26 protein-coding genes and 1 pseudogene are annotated in these 25,469 nt (G+C 56.2%); 21 read left to right on the forward strand and 6 right to left on the reverse strand.

Going from position 1 to position 25,469, the window contains the following annotated elements:
* Positions 1-27: 27 nt before the first annotated feature.
* Both BLU07_RS02055 and BLU07_RS02060 read left to right on the forward strand, forming a co-directional pair.
* Entirely contained in the window at positions 28-807 is a 780-nt protein-coding gene (locus BLU07_RS02055; protein WP_092383654.1) for a DUF2889 domain-containing protein, read from the forward strand.
* Entirely contained in the window at positions 800-1,327 is a 528-nt protein-coding gene (locus BLU07_RS02060; protein ID WP_157719057.1) for a CIA30 family protein, read from the forward strand. The genes BLU07_RS02055 and BLU07_RS02060 overlap by 8 nt, the downstream gene beginning before the upstream one ends.
* A 161-nt stretch (positions 1,328-1,488) precedes the next feature.
* Here BLU07_RS02060 and BLU07_RS02065 read toward each other — a convergent pair whose 3' ends face one another.
* Positions 1,489-2,325, reverse strand: a complete 837-nt coding sequence (locus tag BLU07_RS02065; protein WP_092383656.1) for a CvfB family protein — start codon at positions 2,323-2,325, stop codon at positions 1,489-1,491.
* A 127-nt stretch (positions 2,326-2,452) separates the two neighbouring features.
* Here BLU07_RS02065 and BLU07_RS02070 point away from each other — a divergent pair, with 127 nt between their 5' ends.
* Together BLU07_RS02070 and BLU07_RS02075 are read left to right on the forward strand one after the other, a co-directional pair.
* Positions 2,453-3,139, forward strand: coding sequence for a spermine/spermidine synthase domain-containing protein (locus BLU07_RS02070; RefSeq protein ID WP_092383658.1), 687 nt, complete (start codon positions 2,453-2,455; stop codon positions 3,137-3,139).
* Positions 3,140-3,179: 40 nt separating this feature from the next.
* The gene (locus BLU07_RS02075; RefSeq protein ID WP_231701670.1) at positions 3,180-3,509 is read left to right on the forward strand and encodes a YajD family HNH nuclease; all 330 of its coding nucleotides are present in this window, start codon (positions 3,180-3,182) and stop codon (positions 3,507-3,509) included.
* A gap of 41 nt (positions 3,510-3,550) precedes the next feature.
* Here the strand turns inward: BLU07_RS02075 and BLU07_RS02080 are convergent, their stop codons facing one another.
* A complete protein-coding gene (locus BLU07_RS02080) occupies positions 3,551-4,591 on the reverse strand; it encodes a M48 family metallopeptidase (RefSeq protein ID WP_092383662.1) in 1,041 nt (346 codons plus the stop codon).
* A complete protein-coding gene (locus BLU07_RS02085; RefSeq protein ID WP_092383665.1) occupies positions 4,569-5,981 on the reverse strand; it encodes a YjgN family protein in 1,413 nt (470 codons plus the stop codon). Before BLU07_RS02085 ends, BLU07_RS02080 begins: the two co-directional genes overlap by 23 nt.
* Positions 5,982-6,407: 426 nt before the next feature.
* Between BLU07_RS02085 and BLU07_RS02090 the strand changes: the two genes are divergently transcribed.
* On the forward strand, positions 6,408-6,758 hold the full coding sequence (locus tag BLU07_RS02090) for a DUF1801 domain-containing protein (RefSeq protein WP_092383667.1): 351 nt from the start codon (positions 6,408-6,410) through the stop codon (positions 6,756-6,758).
* Positions 6,759-6,774: 16 nt separating this feature from the next.
* Here BLU07_RS02090 and BLU07_RS02095 read toward each other — a convergent pair whose 3' ends face one another.
* A complete protein-coding gene (locus BLU07_RS02095) occupies positions 6,775-7,542 on the reverse strand; it encodes an MBL fold metallo-hydrolase (protein ID WP_092383669.1) in 768 nt (255 codons plus the stop codon).
* A 99-nt stretch (positions 7,543-7,641) separates the two neighbouring features.
* Between BLU07_RS02095 and BLU07_RS02100 the strand changes: the two genes are divergently transcribed.
* The 8 genes from BLU07_RS02100 to BLU07_RS02135 all read left to right on the forward strand — a co-directional run bounded on the left by BLU07_RS02100 (position 7,642) and on the right by BLU07_RS02135 (position 15,021).
* The gene (locus tag BLU07_RS02100; RefSeq protein WP_092383671.1) at positions 7,642-8,577 is read left to right on the forward strand and encodes a GlxA family transcriptional regulator; all 936 of its coding nucleotides are present in this window, start codon (positions 7,642-7,644) and stop codon (positions 8,575-8,577) included.
* Between the two features lie 142 nt (positions 8,578-8,719).
* Complete coding sequence (locus BLU07_RS02105; RefSeq protein WP_092383673.1) at positions 8,720-9,265, forward strand: hypothetical protein; 546 nt, start codon at positions 8,720-8,722, stop codon at positions 9,263-9,265.
* Positions 9,266-9,373: 108 nt separating this feature from the next.
* A complete protein-coding gene (locus BLU07_RS02110; protein ID WP_092383675.1) occupies positions 9,374-9,754 on the forward strand; it encodes a hypothetical protein in 381 nt (126 codons plus the stop codon).
* Positions 9,755-9,893: 139 nt separating this feature from the next.
* Positions 9,894-10,604, forward strand: coding sequence for an aspartate/glutamate racemase family protein (locus BLU07_RS02115; RefSeq protein WP_092383677.1), 711 nt, complete (start codon positions 9,894-9,896; stop codon positions 10,602-10,604).
* A 353-nt stretch (positions 10,605-10,957) separates the two neighbouring features.
* Positions 10,958-12,904, forward strand: a complete 1,947-nt coding sequence (locus tag BLU07_RS02120; protein WP_092383679.1) for a CASTOR/POLLUX-related putative ion channel — start codon at positions 10,958-10,960, stop codon at positions 12,902-12,904.
* Between the two features lie 174 nt (positions 12,905-13,078).
* Positions 13,079-13,441, forward strand: coding sequence for a hypothetical protein (locus tag BLU07_RS02125; protein WP_157719059.1), 363 nt, complete (start codon positions 13,079-13,081; stop codon positions 13,439-13,441).
* Between the two features lie 8 nt (positions 13,442-13,449).
* Complete coding sequence (locus BLU07_RS02130) at positions 13,450-13,866, forward strand: DUF2784 domain-containing protein (protein WP_197675044.1); 417 nt, start codon at positions 13,450-13,452, stop codon at positions 13,864-13,866.
* A gap of 105 nt (positions 13,867-13,971) precedes the next feature.
* Positions 13,972-15,021 (forward strand): mechanosensitive ion channel family protein, encoded by a 1,050-nt coding sequence (locus tag BLU07_RS02135; protein ID WP_092383685.1) that lies wholly within the window; start codon positions 13,972-13,974, stop codon positions 15,019-15,021.
* Positions 15,022-15,105: 84 nt separating this feature from the next.
* Here the strand turns inward: BLU07_RS02135 and BLU07_RS17820 are convergent, their stop codons facing one another.
* The gene (locus BLU07_RS17820) at positions 15,106-17,250 is read right to left on the reverse strand and encodes a molybdopterin oxidoreductase family protein (RefSeq protein WP_231701717.1); all 2,145 of its coding nucleotides are present in this window, start codon (positions 17,248-17,250) and stop codon (positions 15,106-15,108) included.
* 1,503 nt (positions 17,251-18,753) lie between these two features.
* Positions 18,754-18,915: pseudogene (locus tag BLU07_RS18005) on the reverse strand (DUF362 domain-containing protein); the annotation flags it as partial.
* A gap of 115 nt (positions 18,916-19,030) precedes the next feature.
* Between BLU07_RS18005 and BLU07_RS02145 the strand changes: the two are divergent.
* From BLU07_RS02145 to BLU07_RS02180, 8 genes are all read left to right on the forward strand, one after another.
* Positions 19,031-20,086 (forward strand): AraC family transcriptional regulator, encoded by a 1,056-nt coding sequence (locus tag BLU07_RS02145; protein WP_092383687.1) that lies wholly within the window; start codon positions 19,031-19,033, stop codon positions 20,084-20,086.
* A 68-nt stretch (positions 20,087-20,154) separates the two neighbouring features.
* Positions 20,155-20,700 carry a ferritin-like domain-containing protein gene (locus BLU07_RS02150; protein ID WP_092383689.1) on the forward strand — a complete coding sequence of 182 codons (546 nt, stop codon included), beginning with the start codon at positions 20,155-20,157 and terminating at the stop codon, positions 20,698-20,700.
* Positions 20,701-20,881: 181 nt separating this feature from the next.
* Positions 20,882-21,688 carry an alpha/beta fold hydrolase gene (locus BLU07_RS02155; RefSeq protein ID WP_092383691.1) on the forward strand — a complete coding sequence of 269 codons (807 nt, stop codon included), beginning with the start codon at positions 20,882-20,884 and terminating at the stop codon, positions 21,686-21,688.
* Positions 21,689-21,697: 9 nt separating this feature from the next.
* Entirely contained in the window at positions 21,698-22,621 is a 924-nt protein-coding gene (locus BLU07_RS02160) for a sensor domain-containing diguanylate cyclase (protein ID WP_092383693.1), read from the forward strand.
* Positions 22,622-22,664: 43 nt separating this feature from the next.
* On the forward strand, positions 22,665-23,201 hold the full coding sequence (locus BLU07_RS02165) for a DUF924 family protein (RefSeq protein WP_092383695.1): 537 nt from the start codon (positions 22,665-22,667) through the stop codon (positions 23,199-23,201).
* Between the two features lie 65 nt (positions 23,202-23,266).
* Positions 23,267-23,674 (forward strand): GFA family protein, encoded by a 408-nt coding sequence (locus tag BLU07_RS02170; RefSeq protein ID WP_092383697.1) that lies wholly within the window; start codon positions 23,267-23,269, stop codon positions 23,672-23,674.
* Between the two features lie 69 nt (positions 23,675-23,743).
* Complete coding sequence (locus BLU07_RS02175; protein WP_092383699.1) at positions 23,744-24,262, forward strand: YcxB family protein; 519 nt, start codon at positions 23,744-23,746, stop codon at positions 24,260-24,262.
* Between the two features lie 178 nt (positions 24,263-24,440).
* The gene (locus BLU07_RS02180) at positions 24,441-25,460 is read left to right on the forward strand and encodes a sodium:calcium antiporter (protein ID WP_092383701.1); all 1,020 of its coding nucleotides are present in this window, start codon (positions 24,441-24,443) and stop codon (positions 25,458-25,460) included.
* Positions 25,461-25,469 lie beyond the last annotated feature (9 nt).

Genomic DNA, 25,469 nt, shown 5'->3' on the forward strand with positions numbered 1-25,469 from the left:
AGCAGCCAACAGCTGCCGCAGTGACATATGACAAGTACAACACGAGACAAGCCCATGCAGCAGCCGGAATCCGAGCACGTGTTCTATCGACGAGTGCTCTTTGATGTCAGCGCTACGGAGTGCCGCATTGCCATGGAGGACGAGCATCATTATTTCGTCATCCATCTGGGGCACGACGGTGAGCATATTACCTCCTTGACCAGCGCCGCCCTGCGCACGCCCTGGTCCATCTGCCCGCAGGCCGAACGGCGTTTGCAGGACTTTGTCGGCCAGCCGCTGCGCGAGCGTATCGCGGTCAGCCTGGATGCTATCGACGGCAAGCAGCAGTGCACCCACCAGTACGACCTGTTGATGGTTGCCCTGTCACAGGCCCGGCGCCCCGGGCGACGCGAGTATCTGTGCAAGGTCACCGGCGCCATGTATGAATACCGCCATGCGCAGCTCTGGCTGAATGGCGAGCAACTGCTCGACTGGCATCTGAAAGCCACGCAGATCGACAGTGAAGATGTGTTTGACCAGCGCGATCTGCGCACTGTCATGGGCTGGGCCGATGAGGCGCTGGATGACCAGACCCTGGAAGCACTTTACGTCATGCGCCGTGCGGTGATGGTTGCCGCTGCCAAGGGCGTCAACCTGGACCTGATCAGTGATGCCGGCAAACTGATGAAGCGGCAGGCAGGTGCTTGTTTTGCCTTCCAGCCGGAGCGCGCGGACAGCGCCATGCGCATGATCGGCAGCACGCGTACCGATGTGCGTCACCCGGGTAACTTACTCGCCGAATACGGCCCGCCGGTGGTCAATGTCTGAGATTCCTTTGCATATGCCTGAAGGCATTACGGAGCAGCATGCCCTGGGCCAGGTTCAGCTGGACCAGCCGCATGACTGGCAGCTGGTCAGCGATCAGGTCATGGGCGGGCGTTCGCAGGGGCGCCTTGAGTTGCAGGAGCGCAACGGTCAGCCCTGCGTCTGCCTGGGTGGCGTGATCAGCCTGGATAACAATGGCGGCTTTGTGCAGATCAAGACACTGCTGCCGTCAGGGGTCAATGCCGGCAGGTATCGCGGGATCTATATCCAGATGCTGGGCAGCGGTCACGCCGTTGACCTGCGTCTGAAGACGACCGCACTGCAGCACCCCTGGCAGTCGTTTCGCATGGCCATTCAGCCGCGGGAGCAGTGGCAGACCTGGTGGTTGCCCTTCAGTGATTTTCAGCCGCATCGCACTGACGCCAGGTTTGACCCGGCGCAGCTACGCAGTCTGGGCGTTGTCGCCATCGGCGAAGAGATGCGCGTGGATGTGTGTGTGGCGGCCTGGGGGCTGTATCGCTAGGAGCCTCTGAAAAACTACCTGCGTTGTCGCAGCGGCGTTAAAAACATCCTCGTGCGCGAGTCCGATCAAAATGCTCATTTACAACGCGTAAACTGCGCTTGTTCGGCTGTTTTTGCCTTGCTGCGCCTGCCTCGCCTACGTTTTTTAGAGGCTCCCTAATTTCAGGTGCGTTCGATACGATCCGGCAGAATGCGAATCTGGCCCTGCTTCATCAGCCCGCCAATGGCTTTCTTGAAGTTGCTCTTGCTGACCCCGAACTGGCGGCTGATCGCTTCCGGCGGGCTCTTGTCACTCAGGCCGAGTACCCCGGCATTGGCGTCCAGATGCTGCAGGATTTGCGCTTGCAAGGCATCGGCTGCCGCCTCGCCAATGGGTTGCAGGGTCAGGTTGATCTTGCCGTCCGGGCGTAATTCACGAATATAGCCCTGCTCGTGCTTGCCCTTGCGCAGAAACTTGAACGCTTCGTTCTTGTGGATCAGGCCCCAGTGCTGGCCATTGATGATGGCCTTGAAGCCCAGATCGGTCTGTTCCACGACCAGCAAATCCACCGCCTCTCCGACCTTGTAGGTAGCGGGCTGGTGATCCAGGTGGCGGTCCAGCTTGGCGGTTGCGGTAATCCGCCGCGTGTGCCGGTCCAGATAGAGAAAGACCACCACATAATCGCCAGTGCTCAGCGGTTTTTTGGATTCGGAGTAGGGCAGTAGCAAATCTTTCGGCAGGCCCCAGTCGAGGAAAATACCCGCCTGGTTGCTGTCGATGACTTTCAGGCTGGCAAACTCGCCGACCATGGCCTTGGGCGTTTCCGTGGTGGCGATCAGCTTGTCGCTGCTGTCCAGGTAGATAAACACATTCAGCCAGTCGCCGGCTTCGGTGGGCGTATCTTTGGGGATGTAGCGGTTGGGCAACAGAATCTCGCCATCAGTACCGCCATCCAGATAGAGACCGAAGTCGGTATGTTTAAGGACTTCAAGACTGTTGTAACGCCCAATGGCTGCCATGCGATAAACCCTGTGATTACGATGACGGCCATTGTAGCAGCAGTCTTGCCTGCTGCCGCTGCCCACAGTGGCAACACTCGCCCCGAGTCCGGCATACTGCCGGTCCCTATCTGCCGGTTGCCTTGCCATGAAACGCCATATCCTGCTCGATACCGCCCCGATTCCTGATCAGGCTGAAGCCCTGTGCCTGTTCGAGTATGGCGAGGACTTTGTGATCAAGCTGCAGAGTGGCAAGGGTGGGCAGTTGATGAACAGCCGCATGCATGGTTCGGAAGATGCGCTGGCGGCGATACCTTGCAGCAAGGTCGCTGGCCGGCCTGCTGCGCGGGTGCTGATCGGTGGATTGGGTATGGGCTTTACCCTGGCGGCGGCACTGAAAGCGCTGGGGCCGGATGCCGAGGTGCTGGTGGCCGAGCTGGTGCCCGGCGTGATCGAGTGGAACCGGGGCGCCCTGGGTGCCAAGGCCGGATTCCCGTTGCAGGACAAGCGCACGCAGGTGCATAACGACGATGTTGCCAGGCTGCTGCAAAGTGACGCTCAAGGTTTCGATGCCATCATGCTGGATGTGGATAACGGCCCCGAGGGTCTGACGCACAGCAACAACAACTGGCTCTACTCGCTGCCCGGGTTGACCGCCTGCGCCCGCGCCTTGCGGCCCAAGGGGCAGCTGGCCATCTGGTCCGCCACGGCTGATCGTCCGTTTACCAATCGCCTGGCCAAAGCGGGCTTTGCCGTCAAAGAGGAGCAGGTGTATGCCCATGGCAACCGAGGCGCCCGGCATACTATCTGGATGTGTACCCTGACCGGGGGCTGAAGCGCTACACTCTGGGTAATCGACACGCGCGGAGATGGCTATGGGCAACAATGACAACCGGCAGGCCAGGGAGCAGGGCTACCGCGAGAAAGCACTGAAAATGTACCCCTGGATTTGTGGACGTTGCGCCCGCGAGTTCAGTGGCAAGCGATTGAGCGAGCTGACTGTGCACCACCGCGACCACAATCACGACAACAATCCGGAAGACGGCTCCAACTGGGAGCTGTTATGCCTGTATTGTCACGATAACGAGCACTCGCGCTATACCGATCAGCAGTACTTCACCGACGCATCCACCGCCAGCCCCAAAAGCAAGCAAGCGACACACAAGGGGCTGGAAGGGTTGGCAGCGTTGTTGGGCAAGGAATAAGGGGCGAGGAGTAGTACGACGCCTTCGGAGTCCTGCTCCAGCTACTGCTCGAAAGCGCGGATACGCTCCTTGGTTGGCGGGTGTGTGGAAAGAAAGTCGGTTATCGAGCCGTCCTCAGGTGCTTCACTGTCCAGCCGCCGCATGATATTGGCAAAATGCACTGGCGCCAGTTCCTGCTCCTGCATGAACGCCAAGGCAAAGGCATCTGCTTCACGCTCCATAGCCCGTGAATAGCTCAGGTTGGCGATTAACGCAGGCAGACCAGTGGACAGATCGGAAGCAGATGACAGGTCGCCACTGATCGCAAACATCAACCACAGGGCCATCGAGCTCTGTATCGCACTGCGCAGACCGTCTCGATGCACCACATGAGCCACCTCATGGGCGAGAATGGCGATCAGCTCTTCATCCTCTTCGGCCAGTTCGATCAAGTCGTCGGTGAACACCATGATGCCACCGGGCAGCGCAAAGGCATTGGCGCCCAGGCTTTCACTTTTCCGGAACAGCAGCGTCAGGGGCCGATCCGGGTAGCGCTCTGCGAAGGCGTCAAGATAGGGCTGGAAAGCAGTGCGAACCGCCATGAGACGTGCCTCACCCAGCTCACTTGGCGAGGTATAGACACGCTCAAGGGTGGCCAGTGTCTGCTCGCCCATTTTTGCCTCAATACCCGCCGGCACCTGATGGGCAATCACGCCGGAGATCCATGGAATTCCATAGACCAGGCTGCCCGCGATCATGGCCAGTATTACTACGGTACTGACCAGAATAAGTCGCAGGCTACCTTCCAGACGCCTTACCGGGTTGCCGGATCCACGCACCTTGAGATCAGTCGCCAGGCGCATCAGTCCAGCCTGGTCAGGCGTTTCAAACACGCCGCCATCGTCGAGATTCAGGTAGCTGCGCGCCTGACCCACCTGGACACCCAGGTTCAGCTCAGAGATGCTCAAGGTCCGGGCCTGATCGGCATAGGAGAGGCACAGGGCCTCTCCTTGGCGACTTAAGCGGGCGGCTTGACCCCGGCTGCTTTGACCATCGAAAAACAGTCCTGTCAGTTCTACCTCAGACGAATGAGATACCGACATCGAAGGCCTCTCCAAGCTCCTGGCCCATGGCACCGGTGCTTTTTGTTTGGGCAGCAATGAAATGGTCAAGATCACCGTTGATTTCAAGTTGGGTACAGCTGGCCTTGTAGCGCGCCATGCGTACCTTGGCCCAGGGTGTGAAGAGTCCCAGCGTCAGCACAATCAAAAGGCTGTTGCTCAAGAAAATCCAGACGATCCGACGCTTGCCCAAATTCGAACTCAACGCATGCGATTCCAGCCTGGTCGCGCTGAGAACCAGATTGGTCAGCCCGGCCATGAAATAACCGAACAACACCAGATAACCAACCATCAAGATCGGAAAAGACAGCCACACAGCTACGAGGCCGGACAGCATACTGAGAACCGCAAAGCCGACACCAATAAGCACCAGCTTGATAAAAAACAGGAATAAATCGCTCACCTTGGCATCAAAATGAAAGGGCGTAGTGCCGAAATAAGCATTATTGATGCGCCAGGATTGAGACTTGTACACACTCAGCGGCGCAGCCAGGAACAAGGTCAGCAAACTTACCAGAGGCCAGACAAAGAGCACCATGCATGCGCCTCCGTAGCTACCCTTGAAGTCAAATCGAATATTGCGCCATGCGCTGTTGATGGCGTGAAATTTGAGGCTGCGTGTCACGATCCAGGGCAAGACTGGAATAAACAACAATGCCAGAATTATGCTGAAAACCTCGAAGAAAGAGGAAACAATAAGCCAGACAATGACCGCAGCGACTGCCACCAGACGGCCACGGAAAATAACCCAGGGGTCCGCCAGATACTGAAAGCTGCTGCCATCCAGTTCCGTATGCCCATAAAAATATTGAGCATTTCGGACCTTGGCCCAGGGCGCATACAAGCCGAGCGTGACTACCATAAGCAGGATGTTGACGATCCAGATGCCGAAATATTCGGCACCGTTACCGGTAAACCTGAATGGCTCGAGCCTGCGATCAGCTACTGCGGCACTCTGTTGTTGCTCGCTGGTATCGTGCGCACTTACGCGATCAGACTCGTCAGCTGTAGCGCTGCTGTCGACTGCAGCAGGGACGGAAGCGGCTTCAGGCTGAGTGTGCCAGGTGCCGGGGGACTCGTCCTGTTTGGCTACTTTGGCCGCCTGCGTCAGATCCTGATCATCCTCTGCAGGCGTCAGTGACAACGCCAGCTCAATATCGACTTCCAACCCGGCTTCGTGCAAGCGCTGTTGATATCGAACTGCCTGCTCGCGGCTCAGTTTGCTCTTGATGGTCGCTGGTTTCTGATCTGCAAGCCTGCGCGCTTGGGCTTCGCTCATACCCAGCTTGACCAGGTTGGCGTATACATTGTCAGCCGTCGAGCCCTCAACGAGGTGCCCGGAGAAGTAAACTCGGTAATTATCGGTGCTCATTCGTTACCATCCGTTGGATTAGGTTACTGCTCACCTGTCCCTGTGATGACCCTTATAAGCTATCAGGATAAGCGCGCAGCCGATTATTCAAACAGCGCAGACAGACAATTTCAACTGAATATTTCCGCCAGGTTCATTTGCGGGGCTATTGTCGGTATTGCTGCCAGCCTCTCGGCCATTCCAGCGCATCCAGGTGGTGCCGGGGGCGCGCAAATGCGCACAGGCAACATTCAGGTCTGCCTGAGAGCTGCTCGGTAAACTCTGCGTTTTGGCACACTGGAAGGTGATGAGGTCATTAACGGGAAGAGGATGGCTCAAGCCTTGAGGCTACAATGTCCGCATCAAAAGGCGGCTTTCCGTGGGTGAAATCGATTCGATAAGCCCCAATGAGGATCAGGTCGCTTGTTCTCAACAGAGGAAATGACTATGCCATGTGAGCGAGTCGAGACGTTGCTGGAAGATATTCGTCAGTTGAGCGAGGAACGCTACGCCATCGCTCATACAGTCCGTGAGCTGGTCATGTCAGTTGACCCCGGTGTTTCCGAGGAGGTCAAGTATGGCGGTATTCTTTTCTCTGTCGGTTCACCATTCTGCGGGGTTTTTTCCTATGCTCAGCACGTCTCGCTCGAGCTGAGCGAAGGAGCGAGATTGACCGATCCTTTCGGAGTCCTGGAAGGCGGCGGCAAGCATCGTCGACACATCAAGTTGCGGGCGGCGACGGATATAACCGACAAGCATGTGTTCGAGTATATCTCCGCCGCCTATGCCGTAGCCTAGCTTCCCAATCCTTCAACTAAAGCACCAGAGTCTCTCCGTCATCTGGAACCAGCAAGCGCTCTCCTATGGCCTGATTTTGCTGTAAAGCCATCAATTGCTCACGAGTAACTGGGCAGTGATCAAGCGCTTCCAGGTGATTGGCAACAATCAGACCATTACTGATGGCGGCTACGGCCTGTACATCGTTAACACCCATTATTACCTCATCGCCGAGATCAAAGCGTGCACCCCCGGCTGGCAACACACAAATATCAGGTTGCTGTTCAGCGATGAAATCCTTTATGTGACTCGTCAATATGGTATCCCCCGCGAGGTAGAGCGATGGCTCTCCCGGAAATTGCAAATAATAGCCATGGCCGTGGGCCATTAATGTTCCAACCAGGCCGGTACCATGCTGACAGGGAATGGGTGTGACCTGCCCTGACAGAAATCCTTGCCGAGTTGTTGTCAGTGGTTGCACCACCAACCCTTTCTTTTGGAGAAAATCGGCATCTTCGGGCATGCAGAAAACCGGCGTTTTTCGCTCTCTCAGCCATTTGGTTCCCGCGCGGTCCAGATGGTCGAAATGACCTTTCTGACAGTGGGTAATCAAGGCGTGGGTGGCTGTCGATAGTATTGATTCGCTATTGACGGGCATGCTGACCAGCGGGTTTCTTCGCCGGGTTCTGGTCGCGTATTTCAGAGGTGGAATAGAGCCTTTGGCAGCCAGCATCGGATCGACCAGGATGCGGTAGTCACCGACGGCAACCAGTATCGTGGCGTTTCGTAATTGGGTAATTTTCATAGCATTCTCCTCTCGGCGAGGTTGCTATTGTGCGGACGCTTGCCAATCGCTACAGTGGCGTATATTGACATTATTAGTGCAATTTACGCCAAGGAGCCGATGAATATTGGTCTAGTGGTTTATCCAGACTGTTTGCTGGCGGGCCTGCTTGCGTTCTCGGACTTGCTGTTGGCAGCCAACTTGCGCGCGGACCGTCGACACTTCTCATTTTCCTGGTTGAGTGAGCAGGGAGGAGATGTCGACACTGCCAAGGGTATAAGTCTGCAGACTGAAAAACTGGCAGAAGCTTCAGTTGACGCTGTGCTGGTCCCCGGAGCCTGGCGCGACGGGGAAGCAGCGCTTGCGCCAAGTGACAAGGATCTGGTGCAAGCGCTCAGAAGCCTGCCGCGGACGACGCGCTACTGGAGTTACTGCACGGGCGTGATTCTGGTCGCTAGTGCAGGGCGCCTGGATGGATCGCCAGCAACAACCACCTGGTGGTTGCGTGAACTGGCAGGCCAACAGTTTCCAGCGGTTCAATGGAAACCGCATGAAACCCTGGTGTATTCCAGCGAAAATGCGACAGCTTCGGGTGTAAACGGATACTTGCCGCTGGCACTCGCGATTCTGGAGGCCGAGTGTGGTGCCTCAATGGTAGAGGATATCCGCCGGTATATGGTGCTACCACGACCGGAAGGCAGGCAGACACCCTTGCAGGATATTCCTGCTTTGATTCAGCGTGGCGGATGGTTGAGATCCTTGATCCGGCATATTGAAGCTACACCTGCGAGCGACCTTGCTACCCTGCGTCTTGCCGCTGCGATGAATACCTCAGCCCGTACTCTGCAGCGTCGGGTTCTTGTAGAAAGCGGTTATTCATGTGGAAAACTGATGCGGTTGGTAAAGCTGAATCAGGTCGGTGAGCAATTGATCACCAGCGCCCGCTCGGTTGCCGGTATAGCCCATGAGCTTGGTTTTGCCGACGAGTCAAGCCTTCGACGATCATTTCGTCAGGTATCCGGGATGACACCCGGGCAATATCGCAAGGGTTTGTGACGAGGTATTGTGGGCTCTGGGTTGATGAATCTAACAGCATTGATGTATCAAGACATCATCGGGGATAAGGCATTGGGTGTCTTGCCCTGGGCCACTATTTCGCCGAGGCTGAGCCCGGATGCTCAACGTCAAAGGAGAGATCATGACAAACGCAGCTGTTAAAAAACTGTACTCGGGTAATGTGGGGATCGAATACGGTCAGTTTTATATTGATGTACCTGAGGCTGACGATGAAGACGAGTACCTTGATCCCGACGCGGCGTTTGAGCGTCAGGCCAATGGCATTTGTGGTGGGGCACAAACCGGGAAAGTGTTTTTCGTAGCAGGTATTCAGAACGGAACCATCGACCTGGGTGTGGAGTTGCATAGCTCCGAGCCACCTTTGGACCAGTCCTATGAAGAGGTCGTTGAGGTTTCCTTTGAGCGCGGGGAGTCACCGGTTTCGCTGTGCGAGTGGGCGTGTGAAAGTGCCTACGATCTTGAGCTGGAACAGGGCTCATACCGGATCCGGTATCATATTATCGGCATGGATAAAGACTACGATGATGATGACGATGGCGAATCAGTTGTTCCGGGCCAGCGATATCTTATTCAAATCTGGCGCGCTCCTGTTGAAACGGACGCCATCATCAAGCAGACGTCTGAGAGTGCCGCTTATTGGCACGGTGAGTGGGGTGGGGGTGCTTGATTCGAGTTTGCAGCTCGAGTCAGCTCGCCATTGCGATATGGCTTTTACGGGCTACTCTGTATCTGGCGTCGGCCGAAACCCTGACTTTCGACCTAAGGACATGACACCTTGAGAAAAGCGCTAACCGTTGAGCTTTATGTAAAAGTTGCGACGGATACTTTCAGGATTTCTTTGCTGTCTGAGCCGGGTCGTGAGCAGAGCTTCAGATCTACCGAGGTTTTCACAACCAGGCGACTTTTGGTCGGCGAGTTTTCCATCGCCGAGAATTGTCTGAAAAAAGCCATTGCGTCAGTGGTCGGTAAAAGCCTGATCCCCAAATCTGTGGCAGTTGTCATCCACCCGGAAGAAATGGTTGATGGTGGTCTCAGCCAGGTTGAAGAGCGGATTTACAGGGAACTGTGTTACGGCGCTGGCGCTCGCAAAGTTGCGCTTTGGGTTGGTAAAGACCTGAGCCCGTCCGAGCTGAGAAAACTGCTCGACAAAGTCTGATCAATTAAGGTCGTCGCGCATCGTTCGCTTGGGCAATACCGCTCAAGCTCAATCGAGACCGGCTCGATGTCGGGCTGGTCAGCCAGAACTCACAATGCAAACTCGGCGTTGACGGTATGGAACAGCAAGGAGGTTCCAGATGAAAACAATAGGCCTGATTGGTGGCATGAGCTGGGAATCAACCCAGACCTATTACAAACTGATCAATCAGAAGGTAAGAGACAAGCTGGGCGGGCTTCATTCGGCCAGACTTGTTCTCTACAGCGTTGATTTTGCCGAGATTGAATCGCTGCAGCATCAGGGTGACTGGGAGGCAACCGCGAAAATTCTGGGGGCAGCCGGTTCGGCGCTGGAAGCCGCAGGGGCCGATTTTCTGGTGCTTTGTACGAATACAATGCACAAAGTGGCTGAGCAAATCGAGCAGGCGGTAAACATTCCTTTGCTGCATATTGCGGAGGCTACAGTCAACGCACTGCAGCGAGACGACGTGTCCTGCGTAGGGCTACTGGGTACGAAATTCACCATGGAACAGGCATTTTACCGCGAGCGTCTTCAGGCTCATGGCATCCGGGTTGTGGTGCCGGAAGATTTCCAGCGAGAACTTGTCCATACTGTGATTTATAGTGAACTGTGTCGCGGTGTGGTCAGGCCGGAATCAAAGAACGCGTATCTGGATGTGGTCGCGTCATTGGCTCAGCGTGGGGCTCAAGGGGTAATTCTGGGGTGTACGGAGATAGGCCTGCTTATTCAGCGCCTGGATACGGATGTTCGGCTATACGACACAACGGAGATACATGCCGAGCAGGCTGTTGAGCGCGCCTTGCGTCGCCATTTGGCACAGAGTTCCTGAAACAGCGGCTTTATGATGAATCCCGGGAAGGCGGCAATGAAGCTGCGGATGTTCCGGGTTGATGCCTTTGCCGAGCGAGTATTTGCGCGCAATCCGGTTGCGGTTTGTCCTCTGGAAGCCTTGTCTATACCTGACGGGGATATGCCAAACTTGAAATGATGTCTCTCGTGTGCAGCAGGTTTCTTGTTATCACGCGAAATGAGTAGGGGTTGTGCGTGGATTTTCCGGCAACGTCGCTGGATGTTACTGAAGCGCCCCCGGCGCTTGTTGCAAAGTGGATTTCCATGAGTATGGACTATTCTGTCGTCCTTCAAGCGCTCGATTACCAACTGCAGGAAACGGGGTAGTTCACGATGTTGCCATTGCGATTTGTCGATCGGTTGCGGTTTTTCATTGAGAGGCAGTTCGTCAAGGGTGCCTTTTTCCAGCTGTTGGTTGTGGCCGTGGTAGTAGGGCTGATTTCCTTGACCGGTGGTTTGCTGGTGGCACCTTTTGAGGGTCCGTTTGAAACGCTTGGGCAGGCGGTCTGGTGGGCCTTTCTGCGACTGACGGATCCTGGCTACCTCGGGGATGATGAGGGTACCTGGCAGCGCTTTGTGTCGACCATGTTGACCGTCAGTGGCTACGTTGTATTTCTGGGCGCCCTGGTAGCCATTATGACCAGTTGGCTGATCACCGTGATGCGTGACCTTGAGCGGGGACTAACACCGGTAGCCTTGAAAAATCATGTGGCCATTCTGGGTTGGACCAGTCAGACCGCTTTACTGGCGGCAGAGCTGATGAGTTCCAGTGGTCGCATGAAGCGTTTTCTGGAAAAGAACGATACGCAAAAATTGAAACTGGTGATTCTTGCCGAGGATGTTTCCGCCGAGCAGGCCCTGGAACTGCGCAATGAACCGGGTATAAGCGGACGTTTCCGGGAAATCATCATGCGCTCGGGGTTGCCGATCCAGTCAGAGGCCTTGCATCGGGTGGCCTGTCTTCAGGCTGCTGCAATCATTATCCCCAGTGCCGAACACGCCCCTGGTGAGCTGGTAACCTCCGATGCCCAGACGGTCAAGGCGCTGCTTTCCATAGCCTCCCAGGCCAGGTATTTTGATCTCCCGTTGCCTTTTTGCGTTGCTGAACTTCAGGATATGCGCAAACTGCCGGTACTCGAGCGGGCCTATCCCGGAGCGGTTGAAGTGGTAGCTGGTGATGCAACCATCAGCCGCCTGATTGCCCAGAACCTGATACACCCTGGGCTTTCTGACGTGTATAACGAGCTGCTGTCTGATACTGACGGCAACGATATTTATGTGCGCAGTGGCGAGACAATGGTCGGTCAAACGCTGCAAGCGTTAGCCGCTGCGCGACCCCTGGCGATTGTTATGGGGCTGCTTTCACCTGCCGAGAGGGGTGGCTGGAAGGTTATGCTCCCGGCGCCTGGCGACTATCAGGTGGCCGCAGAGGACCAGGTTGTCATGTTGGCTCGAGATTATGCGGAGACTGAGCCCGACAAGGCTGGTGGGCTGTTGCCTGAGGTCAATCTTGTGTTGCCGTCGGCACCTGTTGCACAGGTAACCTGCTCGCGTCGAGTGCTGGTTTTCGGTTGGAACCGTCGCGTACCTGCTTTGCTGCAGGAAATGGGCAGCTATCCGGCTGTTGATTATACAGTTGACCTGATTTCCGTGGTGCCGGCCGATGAGCGGGAGCAGGCTATCAATGGCTACCTGGCCGATGGTGGCGAGGTATCCTGTCGACATATTGAGGCGGACTTCATGGTTGAGTCCGAAATCAGTCGTCTGAATCCGTCAGAATACGACAGTATTGTTTTTCTCAGCAGCGATCGCGTGGATTCCGGTGAAGAGGCCGATGCCAGGGTGATGGTTGGCTACTTGCAGCTGGAAGATGTGCTTGAGCGCTCCTCCCGTCGTCCCCAGCTGATAATGGAGCTGAGCGATCCTGGCAATCGCCACCTGCTGACCGATAATTCAAGTGAAATGCTGATCAGTCCGATGATCCTCAGCCATGTATTGGCTCAGGTGGCTCTGCGCAGAGAGTTGCGCGTGGTGCTGGATGATCTCTTCATGGCCGGGGGAGGCGAGATCCAGTTCCGCAATCCTGATGACTATCCGCTGCCGGCCAGTTCTGATTTTCAACGCCTGGAGAAGACGCTGGCAGAAACCGGTGAAGTTGCCCTGGGTATCTGGCGTGCGGTGCCTGACGATCTGGGTCGCCACGCAGTGCTCAATCCATCCCGCAGTATGCGGCTGGCGTTGCAGTCGGGCGACCGGTTGATTGTTCTGGCCCGGGGATAAGCGCTACAGGAAAGGCGCAGACAGGCTCATGCCGGCTCTGGCACCATTGACTGGGCGGAGATGCGGGACGCAACCAATGCTCAGTCTGATCCAGGATATTCGGGTGGGTGAAATGCATTTCAACAACAAGCAAAAGGTTGACGTTTGAAGGTGTTGGCAAGGTTTTTTGCCGTTATGCTATTGCCGCCAATGTTGGGTTTGCTGGTTATGCTGATTCTTTTTGGCCTGGATGATGGCAGCCTGGCCGAATCGCTGGATGATGCTGTGGCCGAGCTGCCATTCATACTGGGTGCTGCATTCGTGTTAACTCTCATCCCTTCTCTGCTGGCCTTCGTCGCGTTTGAGTTGGCCCTGAGCAAAGTACTGAAATCCAGAGCCAGCTATGTGCTTGTTGCGGCTGCCTTTGGATATCTGTCTGGCCTTGCCATGCTGTATGCGATCAACCAGGCCTTGTGGTTATTGCACCCGGTCAACTTTATTGGCCTGTTTGTGGGAGGATGCTCAGGCTATGTACTCCATCTTCTGTACAGGAGTTGAATAGCGACGTGACCAGACAGTTACTTTTTCTCTGGCTGGCCGACTTCATTCTGGTTGTTCACGTGCTCTTTGTGCTCTTTGTGGTGTGTGGGCTGCTGGCGATTTATCTCGGCTATGCACTGCAATGGCAGTGGGTGAGAAACCGGTTTTTCCGCCTGGCGCATCTGGTTGCCATTGCCATCGTTGTGTTACAGGCCTGGCTGGGCGTGATCTGCCCACTGACTGGTTGGGAAATGGCGCTGCGTGCCAAGGCAGGGGAGGCGGCTTATTCGGGGTCCTTTATCCAGCACTGGTTGCAGCAGCTACTTTATTACAGTGCGCCAGACTGGGTGTTTGTGCTGTTGTATACAGTGTTTGGCAGCCTGGTGCTCGCCAGCTGGTGGCTGGTGCGCCCCCATTCGCGATCAAGACAGCCGGATAATTAACTCTGACAAAAGATCTGACTGCTATAGTGTTTTTACAGTAAAGCAGTCAGCACACTATATGCTTGACCTGCTACTTGCTGTCAGGCTTGTGTTTGTGGAGGGCTGATGCTGGAAGCGTTTGAAGCGAAGGTTCAAGCATGGTTGTGGCCCGGCGGCTCGGCAATCTTTGCTGTGCTGGCCACTTATGTAATTTTTCGGATTTCGCTGGCTGTTTTTCGGCATTTCTCTGAATCGCGCACGGTGCTGCGGCTTTTTCTGGATGCCGCGGCTCGAGCCCTCGGCGTTGCCGTATGCCTGCTGGCATTCACGGTTTCTTTGAAAACCGCTCCAGAAGACCTTCCTTTTATAGCAGCCGTTCAACAAGTTACCACCTTGTTGCTCATTCTTACCCTAACCTGGACCGCGGTTCGTTTGGCTTCCGCCATTGCTGACGTGATAGTGGCACTGAATCCAGTGCAGGAGGGGCGGTGGAAGAGAGCGCGTAAGGTTGAAACACAAACCCGGTTTCTGGTTCGGGCCTTGAATATTCTTGTTGTAATCATCGGCTTTGGCGCGGCTCTTATGACCTTTGAGTCTGTCCAGCACATGGGCGCCAGTCTCCTGGCTTCTGCGGGTGTCGGCGGCCTGGTTCTCGGGTTTGCTGCGCGCCCGGTACTCAGCAATTTGTTGGCAGGCATGCAGATTGCTCTGACCCAGCCTTTTCGTATCGACGATGTGCTGCATGTACAAGGCGAGTGGTGCTGGGTGGAAGAGGTGACGTCAACCTATGTGGTCTTGAGGGTCTGGGACCTGCGCAGGCTGGTGGTGCCTTTACAATGGTTTATCGAAAACCCGTTCCAGAACTGGTCAAGGAATACCTCTGATTTGCTGGGCAGTGTTTTTGTATGGGTGGATTACACCATGCCAGTGGAGCCTTTGCGGCAGGAGTTCAACCGCTTGCTTGCCGAGTCGCCCCTCTGGGACGGTCAGTTGGCCACGGTGCAGGTTACTGACTCCAGTGACCAGGCATTACAGGTCCGGTTTCTGATGAGCGCTGCGAACTCGAGCAACAACTGGGACCTCAGATGCGCCATCCGAGAAGGGTTGGTTACCTTTATTCAGGAAAATTACCCGGCCCAATTGCCACGGGTACGCGCACGGTTGGTTGAAAAATAACCAGATTATAAAAGTCACAGCCCCGCAAAATTGTTCATTTTGCGGGGCTGGATGTTCACGGCGATTCGGTGAGACGTTAGCGGCTTATGCCGCGACGACCGATACTGGAATACCGTTAAGCACTGCGTTGCCAGATAGCACATCAACCACTTGATCATCGGTGATGTCATTGACGTTGATGCCGGGATTGCTTTCGGCAATACGCATGCTGACGCCTTCGCGATCATGGCCCCAACCATGCGGCAGGCAGACCACCCCAGGCATGATGTCATCCGTTACCTGCACACTGACCATCAGCTCACCGGTGCGCGACATGATGCGCGCCTGTTTGCCATGGGTGAGGCTCAAGCGCTCGGCATCCGCCGGATTGATCAACAGGTTGCAGCGGTCACCACCTTTGACCAGGCGCTGACTGTTGTGCATCCAGGAGTTATTGGTACGCAGGTCACGTCGACCGATCAGCATCAGCTCACCATTTTCATCCCCGCGCAATTCGGCCATGGCGCGGCCCAGGTCTGTGACCAGCTCTGGTGGTGTCAGATGCAACTTGTTGTCTGAAGTAAACAGGTAGCCGGGGAAAGATTCACGCATTGGCCCCAGATCCAGACCATGCGGGTAACGCTTGAGCACGTCGACGCTCAGCGGCTCGTCGTGTTTAACCGGCTCGCCGCTGTTGTATTCATTGAATCCTTCGGCGTAAGGGCCGGTTTTCAGGCCATGGTCGAGAATCTGTTCCGGGCTGGGCATTTTACGTGGTGGAGCGCCATCCGGGTCCTTCAGCGCCATGATGCGTTCAGTCAGGCCCTGCATGATATCCCAGTCACAGCGGGTGCCTTCCGGTGCCTCGAATACCGGGTCGCTGTAGCGCGCCAGGTTACGCACTGCGAGCATGTTGAACACAATATCGTATTGCTCGTGTTCCAGCGGCCCGGTGGGTGGCAGGATGATATCGGCATGGCGTGAGGTTTCGTTCAGGTAGAAATCGAGCGAAACCATGAACTCGAGTTGTTCCAGCGCTTCGTCCATCTGCCGCCCGTTGGGCGTTGACAGCACCGGATTGCCGGCGACACAGATAAAACCACGCACCTGGCCTTCACCGGGCGTAAGCATTTCCTCCGCGAGGGTCACCGCCGGGAAGTAGCTGTCGAACTCGGGCAAGCCGCGTGCACGGCTCTGATATCGATTGAAGCTACCCATGGGGCGACTCTGCGCCTTGTTGAAAGCGGGCGTGGTAAACATCATGCCGCCGGGGCTGTCGAGGTTGCCGGTGAGAATGTTGAGGACCAGCATCAGCCAGTGGTTGAGCGCGCCATAGCTTTGGGTGGATACGCCCATACGGCCGTAGCAGACCGCACATTCGGCGGCGGCAAAGTCTTCGGCAATGCGTTTGATCTCGTTGACGGCAATCCCGCAGCGGGCACTGACCTGTTCCAGGGTGATTCCCTCGAACAGTGGCGCCAGGGCATCCCAGTTATCCGCCAGTTCCTGCAGGCGGCTTGGCTTGGTCAGGCCCTTGTCCAGTACATGGCGAATCAGACCAAGCAGGAAGAAGGCATCAGTACCGGGTTTGATAAACAGGTGCTGATCGACATAGCGTGCTGACTCGGTGCGGCGCGGGTCCACCAGTACGACCTTGCCGCCGCGCTCACGAATTCGCTCCAGTCGCTTGAGAATATCACCGGCGGTCATCAGGCTGCCGTTGGACGCAGCCGGGTTGGCACCCAGCATCAGCATGTATTGGGTGCGGTCGATATCCGGAATGGTGAACAGCTGGCTGTGACCAAACATCAGGTAGGACACCAACTGGTGTGGCATCTGGTCGAGTGAAGCAGCTGAGGAGATATTCCGCGTTTTGATCGCCTTGCGCAGGGCACCGGAAGCCAGCATCAGCCCCAGATTGTGCGAGGACGGGTTGCCCCAGTAACCGGCAATGGAATCGTTGCCATGGCGTTGCTGGATATCCACGATCCTGGCGGCGACTTTATCCAGGGCACTGTCCCAATCAATTGGCAGCCACTCGCCGTTGACCTTTTCCAGTGGTGTGCGCAGGCGGTCAGGATCGTTGTGCAGATCCTGCAGGGCATACCCCTTCGGACAGATATGGCCTTCGCTATGCGGATCATCCGGATCGCCATTGATCGACAGGATCTGCTCTCCGCGGGTTTCGATGATCACGCCGCACATGGCCTCGCACAGTGTGCAGGCGCGGAAGTGGGTTTTCACCGGCATTCTGGCCTGCTCGGCCTCGCGGGCGCGGGCGTCGTGGATCACGCCGAGCATCTCGGTGACATTGACGATCTTGCTCCGGGTACGGCCTTCGGCGCGGCCCCGGGCCTGTTCGTGTTGATCCAGCAGGCGCCAGTCAGCCAGGCTGACGGTATCGATCTTGCGTGCGCTCAACAGGGTGTCGATCTCTTCCCCGCTGAGGCTCGGCAGGCTGTCCCCCAGGTCATCCAGCAGGCGCTGCACGCTTTCCGTGGCACACTGACGGTTGCTGCCGATCACGCCGCTGGCGCCGCGCTTGATCCAGCCAGCAACATAATCACGGCTGTCCGGGTTACCACTGATACGGCCCTGCTCATGCTGGATAACACCGCGCCCGGTATCAAAGGGCAGTTCGTCGATGGCCGAGCCCTGATAACCAATGGCATGCACCACCAGGCTGGCGGGTATATCAAGAGTCTTGTCAGAGGGGCGGGCAACCAGTTCACCCTGATCATTGCGCACCAGTTCAGTACGTTGCGCATGTACGGTGCTGACCTGGCCGTTATCGGCACTGAAACCAGTCGGGCTGGTATAGAACATAAAGCGGATACGCTTGCCTTCGGCCTGGGGCCGGGCGGCGATTTCACGCAGGAGGCTGAGGTTTTGCCGAGCTTCAGCGAACTCGGGTTGTTCCAGCTGTTTTTCCGTGGTGTCATCCAGCTCCAGATCGGCCGGATCAACCAGCAGCTGCAGGCCTTCTATGGCCATCAACTGTTCCAGTTCTTTCGGAGTGAAGGCAGCCTGCGCTGGTCCACGACGGGCCAGCAGTTGTACTTCCTCGATGCCGCTGCTGGCCAGGGCCTGCAAGGCGTCATCGGCAATATCTGTCTTGGCCAGTTGCTCGTTCGGCAGCACCAGCAGACGGGCGATATCCAGTGCCACGTTGCCGATGCCGATGATCACGGCAGTGGGGCCAGCGAGAGCTGGTGCCAGTGCGACTTCATCCGGATGACCGTTGTACCAGCCAACGAAATTCGAGGAGCCGAAGATATTGCCGGCTTCCGCGCCGGGCAGGCTCAGCGGCCGGCTTTGTGATCCACCGGTGGCGTAGATCACGCCATGGTAGTGTTGGCGCAGATCGGCGCTGGAGAGGTCCCGGCCAATCTGGACGTTGCCGAAGAAACGGAAATTCTGCGACTCGGCAATGCGCTCGAACCCGGCAGTGACCGACTTGATGCGCGGGTGATCCGGGGCCACGCCGTAGCGCACCAAACCAAAAGGTGTCGGCAAACGCTCGAACATATCAATGCGTGCTGCCGGCATCTGCTTCATCAGGGCTTCAGCCGCGTAGAAGCCACTGGGGCCGGAGCCGACAATGGCAAAACGCCCAGGCAGGCGTGCCAGCGGGCTGGCGGCATGCTGACCGGCCTGAATGCTTTCGCGGATGATCGGGAGAGTTTTCGCCCCCTCGGCATTTCGCGCGATAAAGATGTGCTGGTCCTCTGGCACCATGCTTTGCGGGAAAATAGCCCCCTCGGGGCAGGCCGAGACGCAGGCATTGCAGTCGATACACACATCCGGATCGATAAACAGCATCTCAGGCGCTTCACGGAACGCCTCAACTGGACAGACATCAACGCAACTGGTGTGTTTGTTGCCAATACAGCTCTGGGTGACTACGTAGGCCATGATCTACTCCGGGCAGGGACAGCAAAAGCCCGTATTGTATGTCCGGGCTTGGCGGTGCGTATTGGCAACAAGTGCCTGATTGACATTTTGTGCCAGTGTACCGATAGTGCCAGTCATGAGCAAAACTGACTTCATCCCTTCCGGTTTTATCGAGACCCTGCAAGGCTATGTGCGCGAACGCGGGCTGCCTGCTGACGCATTGCTGGTCGAGATGGCCACCGCGCTGGAATCGCCCAGTGTTTCAGCGCAGCAATTCTGTGAGTTGCTTGAGTCGGTCTGGCAGCTGGACCCGGTCGATGCTCTGGGTATTCGTTTGGGGCTGTCTGGCCAACCCAGGCAATTTGGCGTTGTGGGTTACATGGTGTCGTCCTGCGGCACTCTGGGGCAGGCACTGGCGAGGTATCACCGTTACCAGGGTTTGCTGCAGGGTGGCCTGACATCGCGCGCCTGGCTGAAGGAAAACGTGCTTTACATGCGCTGGACTCAGGCGGTGGCCAATACGCCCCTGGCGACTGAGTTCAGCCTGGCGGTTTTTGTCAGTTTGTGCCAATCCCTGGTTGGCCGGCCGATAACGCCACTGCATGCCGGTTTACCCTTTACCCGCCCGGCTGATACAGGTGTGTATCAGGCTTTGCTGGGTTGTCCGGTCGAATTTGACTGCAGCGGTATTGAATTGGCGATACCGGCACATCTACTGGCGCTACCGATTTCCAGCAAGGACCCATATTTGTTGCGGTTACTGGAACAACAGGCCCGGGCGCTTCTCAATCAGCCACCACGGCTCGAAGGTGGGCAGGCAACGGGTGCTTTTTTTGCGCAGGTGCAGGAACAGATTGTCGAGTCGATGAAAAATGGCGATGTCAGTGCTGAAACGGTCGCTCAGGCATTGGACTGCTCTCTACGCACCTTTTATCGTCAATTGAGCAGCGCCGGCTACAGCTATCGCGGCCTGCTCGCGCATACCCGACATACCCTCGCCAGGCAGTATCTGGCCGATCCGGCGCTGGCACAGACCGACGTGGCGCTGTTGCTCGGCTATTCCGAGCAAAGCTCGTTTATCCGCGCCTTTCGCAGCTGGACCGGGATGACGCCGGGGGAGTATCGGTCGCACCTTCCGCAATCCCCGGTAACGGGATTGTCCGCCACGTCGGCTGGAAAAACCGCGTCTTAGAACCCATAGTAAATGTAACGGGCTTGTACGAACTGCCTGAAATCCGAGAATTGCAACGGAGGACCAGCATGACCGACAAACCATTTCTGACTGACGTGAAAACCCTGCGCGAACGTGCACGCAAGCATATTGAAGATGGTGCGGTTACCGAAGGCTATACCGCGAACCGGGAAAATGTCATCAATATCCTCAATGAAGCGCTGGCGACCGAGATCGTCTGTACCTTGCGCTACAAAAGTCATTATTTCCGTGCCGACGGCATCAAGGCCAACGTGGCGGCGAAAGAGTTTCTGGAGCACGCGGATCAGGAGCAGCAGCATGCTGACTGGCTGGCCGAACGTATTGTTCAGTTGGGTGGTAAACCGAACTTTTCCCCTGAGGGGTTGCTGAGTCGCTCGCATGCTGAATTCGTCGAGGGCAATACGTTGCGTGAAATGATTCTGGAAGATCTGGTGGCCGAGCGGATTGCTATCGACAGTTATCGTGAAATAGCCCGTTATCTGGGGGATCAGGATCCGACCTCACGGCGCATCATCGAAGAAATTCTGGCTCAGGAAGAAGAACATGCTGAAGATATGGCGGGCCTGCTCAAAGATCTGCCTTCGGATGCGTAAAACAGTCACCGTAAGCCGAGCAAACTTCCACTATACTGGATGAAAGTTAGCCCCTGCGCATAGGTGCCAGCGTTGCCTTGGCGACGCTGGCGGCGCTTCTGGTGGGATTACAGAGGTCATTGTCCAGGCTCTTTCTGGCTGCGTCGGTTGCGTTCAGGCACCGGGTTTACGGAGACGTCGTATGAGTCAGCAGGATATTGCTGAGCGCAACAATGTGCGGTTTATGGGTGAGGGCAAGCGGGTGCTCATGCTGGCGCACGGCTTTGGTTGTGATCAGAATGTATGGCGATTCATGACGCCTGAATTCTCTGCGACCTACCGGTTGCTGCTGTTCGACTATGTCGGTAGTGGCCATTCGCGGTTGAGCGCTTTCAGTGTCGACCGTTACAGTCGTCTCGAGGGCTACGCTCAGGACGTACTGGATATCTGTGAGGCTTATGATCTTCGCGACATCAGTTTTGTGGGCCACTCGGTCAGCGGTGTGATCGGGCTGTTGGCTGCGCTGGAGCAGCCGGAACGATTCCGTGATCTGATCATGCTGGGCCCTTCACCCTGTTACCTGAATGTACCACCGGATTACCAGGGCGGCTTCTCGCGTGAGGATCTGGAACAACTACTGGATCTGATGGACAAGAATTACATTGGCTGGGCCAATTACCTGGCCCCCATGGCCATGGGCGAGGAGGTCTCCGACGAGCTGACCGGTGAGCTGTCGGGGAGTTTCTGTTCAACGGATCCCCTGGTCGCCAGGACTTTCGCCAATGCTACCTTCTTTTCCGATTATCGTCATATTCTGTCTGCGGTTCGCCATCCGACGCTGTTGCTGCAAGGACAGTCCGATGTCCTGGCCAACCCGGCAGTGGGCGAATATATGCATCAACAGATGCCGGGAAGCACGCTGGTGACTCTGGATACCGAGGGGCACTGTTTCCACATGAGTTACCCACAAAAGGTGAGCACCGAGGTGCTTGCCTTTCTGTCTCGCTAGGGTGCTGCCATGCCGCAACAGAAACACTGGGGGCCGGATGATTTTCCCTGTGCCTGCCTGGTAACCGCCAGTCCGGATAAACAGGGAGGCCAGCAGTTGCTGTTTGCCAATGCCGGTGCCGCAAAATTACTTGGCATAGCCAGCGAGGCTTTGGTCGGACGCAAGCTGACAGAGCTGCTGACGCCCGCTTCGAACATCATGCTCGATACATACTTGCTACCCCTGTTGCTGCATGAGGGGGAGTGTGATGAAGTCATGCTGGACATCAAAACGGCTGAAGGCCAAACGATTCCTGTGGTCATCAATGCCTCCTTGACCGCTGGTGATCAGGGACATATCTGCTGGAGCCTGTTCGGCGCGACCCGCCGTAATCAATTGGATCAGGAGCTTGTCAAGGCTCGACGACAGCTGGAATCATACAGTGAACAGCTATATCAGCTGTCGGTGACGGATGAATTGACCGGCCTGGTCAACCGTCGGCAACTGAAGCGTCGGGCGGAACAGTTGCTCGCTCAGGCAAAGCGCAGCAAAAGTCCGATCTCCGTGGTTGTGCTTGATATTGACAAGTTCAAGCAGGTCAATGACACCCAGGGGCATCTGGCGGGTGATGAGATACTGAAACGCCTGGCCGCTGTGCTGCGTGCGCATGCGCGGGAGTCGGATGTGGTGGGTCGTTACGGTGGTGAGGAGTTTTCCTTTGTGCTGCCGGATACCTGCGAGGCGGACGCTGTGATTCTTGCTCGACGTTTACATGCGCTGGTTGGCGAGATTCAGGTTGCCGGGCAACCCCTGACCATCAGCATCGGGGTGGCGTCATCGGAGCGCCTGGAAGAAGAAGTGAACGCCTACGAAACGCTGTTTGAATTGGCTGACCGGGCAATGTACGAGGCGAAAATGGCAGGGCGCAATCAAACGCTGGTGGCTCGATACTGACACTGATTCAATTTTCATCATGCAGCCTGTCTGGAGGCGACGAATGCATACAGAGGTTCTCTCGTTCTGGTTTGAGGACATTGATTCGAAACGCTGGTTCGCGTCGGACAGCCAGTTTGATGAGCTGATTCGTCAGCGTTTTATGGGGGTGATGGAGCAAGCTGCTGTCGGGGAATTGTATGAGTGGCGAGAGGCTGCAGAAGGTCGATTGGCCGAAATCATCGTGCTGGATCAGTTCTTCCGCAATGTGTACCGCAATACCCCGCAAGCGTTCGCCCAGGATACGATTGCGCTGGTCCTGGCGCAGGAAGCTGTTTCGGCCGGCGCGTTGAACGTGTTGAGCCCGGTGCAGGGAAGCTTTCTGTTGATGCCATACATGCACAGTGAATCGAAACAGATACACGTATTGGCAGAAGCCCTCTTCAAGGAGTATGCGCCGGCCAGTAATCACCATTACGAGCTGCGTCATAAAGCAATTATTGACCGTTTTGGTCGCTATCCGCACAGAAATAAAATCCTCGGTCGCAGTTCTACGCCAGAGGAAGTAGAGTTTCTCAAACAGCCAGGGTCGAGCTTTTGAGTGCTCATGGTCAGCTAGTTGGTCGCAAGACTCTGGAGCAGGTTTTTTCAGGTTAAGGAGTAACCATGGTTAGCGGTCGTTGTCTGTGTGGCGGTGTGAAGTTTGAGATTGAAGGTGAACTTGAACCTGTTCAGGTCTGCCATTGTTCCCAGTGCCGCAAGGCTCAAGGTTCGGCGTTTGCCACGAATATTCCGGTATCTGTATCCGCCTACAGGCTATTGGAAGGTTCGGACTTGCTGACCGAGTTCGAATCATCGCCGGGCAAACAGCGTGTGTTCTGCAAGGTGTGCGGTTCTCCGCTTTTCAGCAAACGCACCGACTTGCCCCACGTATTGCGCGTCAGGGCAGGCACGCTGGATGGTGATCTGGCGACCAGGCCAGTGGCGCATTTTTACTATGCATCGAAGGCAAACTGGTTTGAGCTGAATGATGATGTGGCCAAATTCCCTGAAGCCTATGTGCCGCCCGAATAAACATGACTATCCGGGTGCCGGGAACCGACAGCCAGCTGATGTATTGACGCGCTATATGCAAGGAATGGCATGCAAGTAACTACGAATATCCGCAAAATGGACCTGATCCGCCTGAACCTGCTTGTCTTGCCCAGGCAAAGATCAACCTATATCGGCATGCTGGTGTTGGCGTTGTTTGCTTTCGCTGTCATTTGCTGGATGAGTGGTTTCCCTCAAACCACAGTCAACTGGGTGGCTGCGCTGGTTGGTTCACTTGCTGGCGGTATTGTCGGTACCCTGGTAGGGGTCGTGTTTTCGATTGTCTCGATTCTGCTTATGTCGTCGGTCGGCAACGGCATACTGGGTGAGCATGTCTACACCCTGTCTGCAGATGGGTTGCATGAACAAACAGTGGCTAATGAGGGCTTGAGCAAATGGTCAGGCATCAGACAGGTTGAAATGGCTGGGCAATACCTGATATTCCAGATATCGGGTTATCTGTTCCATATTGTTCCACAGCGTAGCTTTGCTTCCCGTGCCGGCTTTGAAGCATTTGCGGCTGCATCGATCGAGCATTGGGAAAAAGCACATCGCAAACCCGCCGGTTAGGGCGGGCAATCTTCGTTGCTCTATCGCCTGTCTTGATGGCGGCCGGTAGGGTTCTGTCTGAGCCGGGATCAAATGGGCATAAGTCGGTTGGCAAGTGCTTGAATAATGGCACTGGCTTTAACCCGGACGGGATTAGTGGTACCAAGGTCAGAACCGTCACCCCGGTCAGAGGACACGTATGTTTTCATCCCTGATTCCCAGCAGTATTGCCTTTGGTATTGCCGCTCTGACTATCATCATCGCCGGCAGTCGATTGGCCAGACTGGCCGATGAACTGGCTGATCGCACCGGTATGGGTGAAGCCTTGTTCGGCATTGTGCTGCTGGCGGGGGTGACGTCGCTGCCTGATTTTGCAGCGACCCTGAGTGCGGCAATGGATGCCCGACCCAATCTGGCCATGAGTAATGTCATGGGCAGTATGGCAGTCAATCTGGCATTTCTGGGTATTGCCGATATGTTCTATCGCAAAGCCAATCTGGAACATGCCGCTGCCTCATCAGCGAATCTGATGCTGGCGGGTTTGTTGATCGTATTATTGACCCTGCCGTTGCTTGCCATTGTCACCCCGTCGATAGCCGACTGGCGAGTACACCCGGTTACCCTGGTCATCGTGGCTGCCTATCTGTTCGGGCTGCGTCTGGTTCACCTGACTCAGGAAAAACCCATGTGGTTTCCGCGGGTGACGGTTCAGACGGTCCCCGACAAGCCGGTAGAGACATACCACGGCAGCTTGTCAGCCGCCTGGTTGAGCTTTATTGCTCTGGCTGCGGTGACATGCGTCACTGGCTGGGTATTGATGGAGGCGGCCAAAGGCATCGCTGATCAGACCGGGCTTTCCGATACCCTGGTCGGTGGCCTGTTGACTGCTTTGGCAACCTCGACGCCCGAGTTGGTGACCACCATCGCAGCGATTCGCTATGGGGCCCTGACGCTGGCAGTCAGTAATATTTTCGGCACCAATTGCTTCAATATGCTTGTTGTGGCGGCTGCCGACCTGGGCTACCCCCACGGCTCCATCTACCATGACATGGCTCCGGTTCAGATGACCTGGGGGCTGGTCAGTATTCTGATGACCGCCATATTGCTGATGGGGCTGGTCAGGCGTGAAACCTACGGGATTGGCCGCATTGGATTCGAAAGCACCTTGATGCTGACTGTTTACGCCGTTGCGATCGGTATTGTCGTGGTGAGTGGCTGACCGGGTGTA

Origin of the sequence: Halopseudomonas salegens, from assembly GCF_900105655.1 — a bacterium.
GTDB lineage: Bacteria > Pseudomonadota > Gammaproteobacteria > Pseudomonadales > Pseudomonadaceae > Halopseudomonas > Halopseudomonas salegens.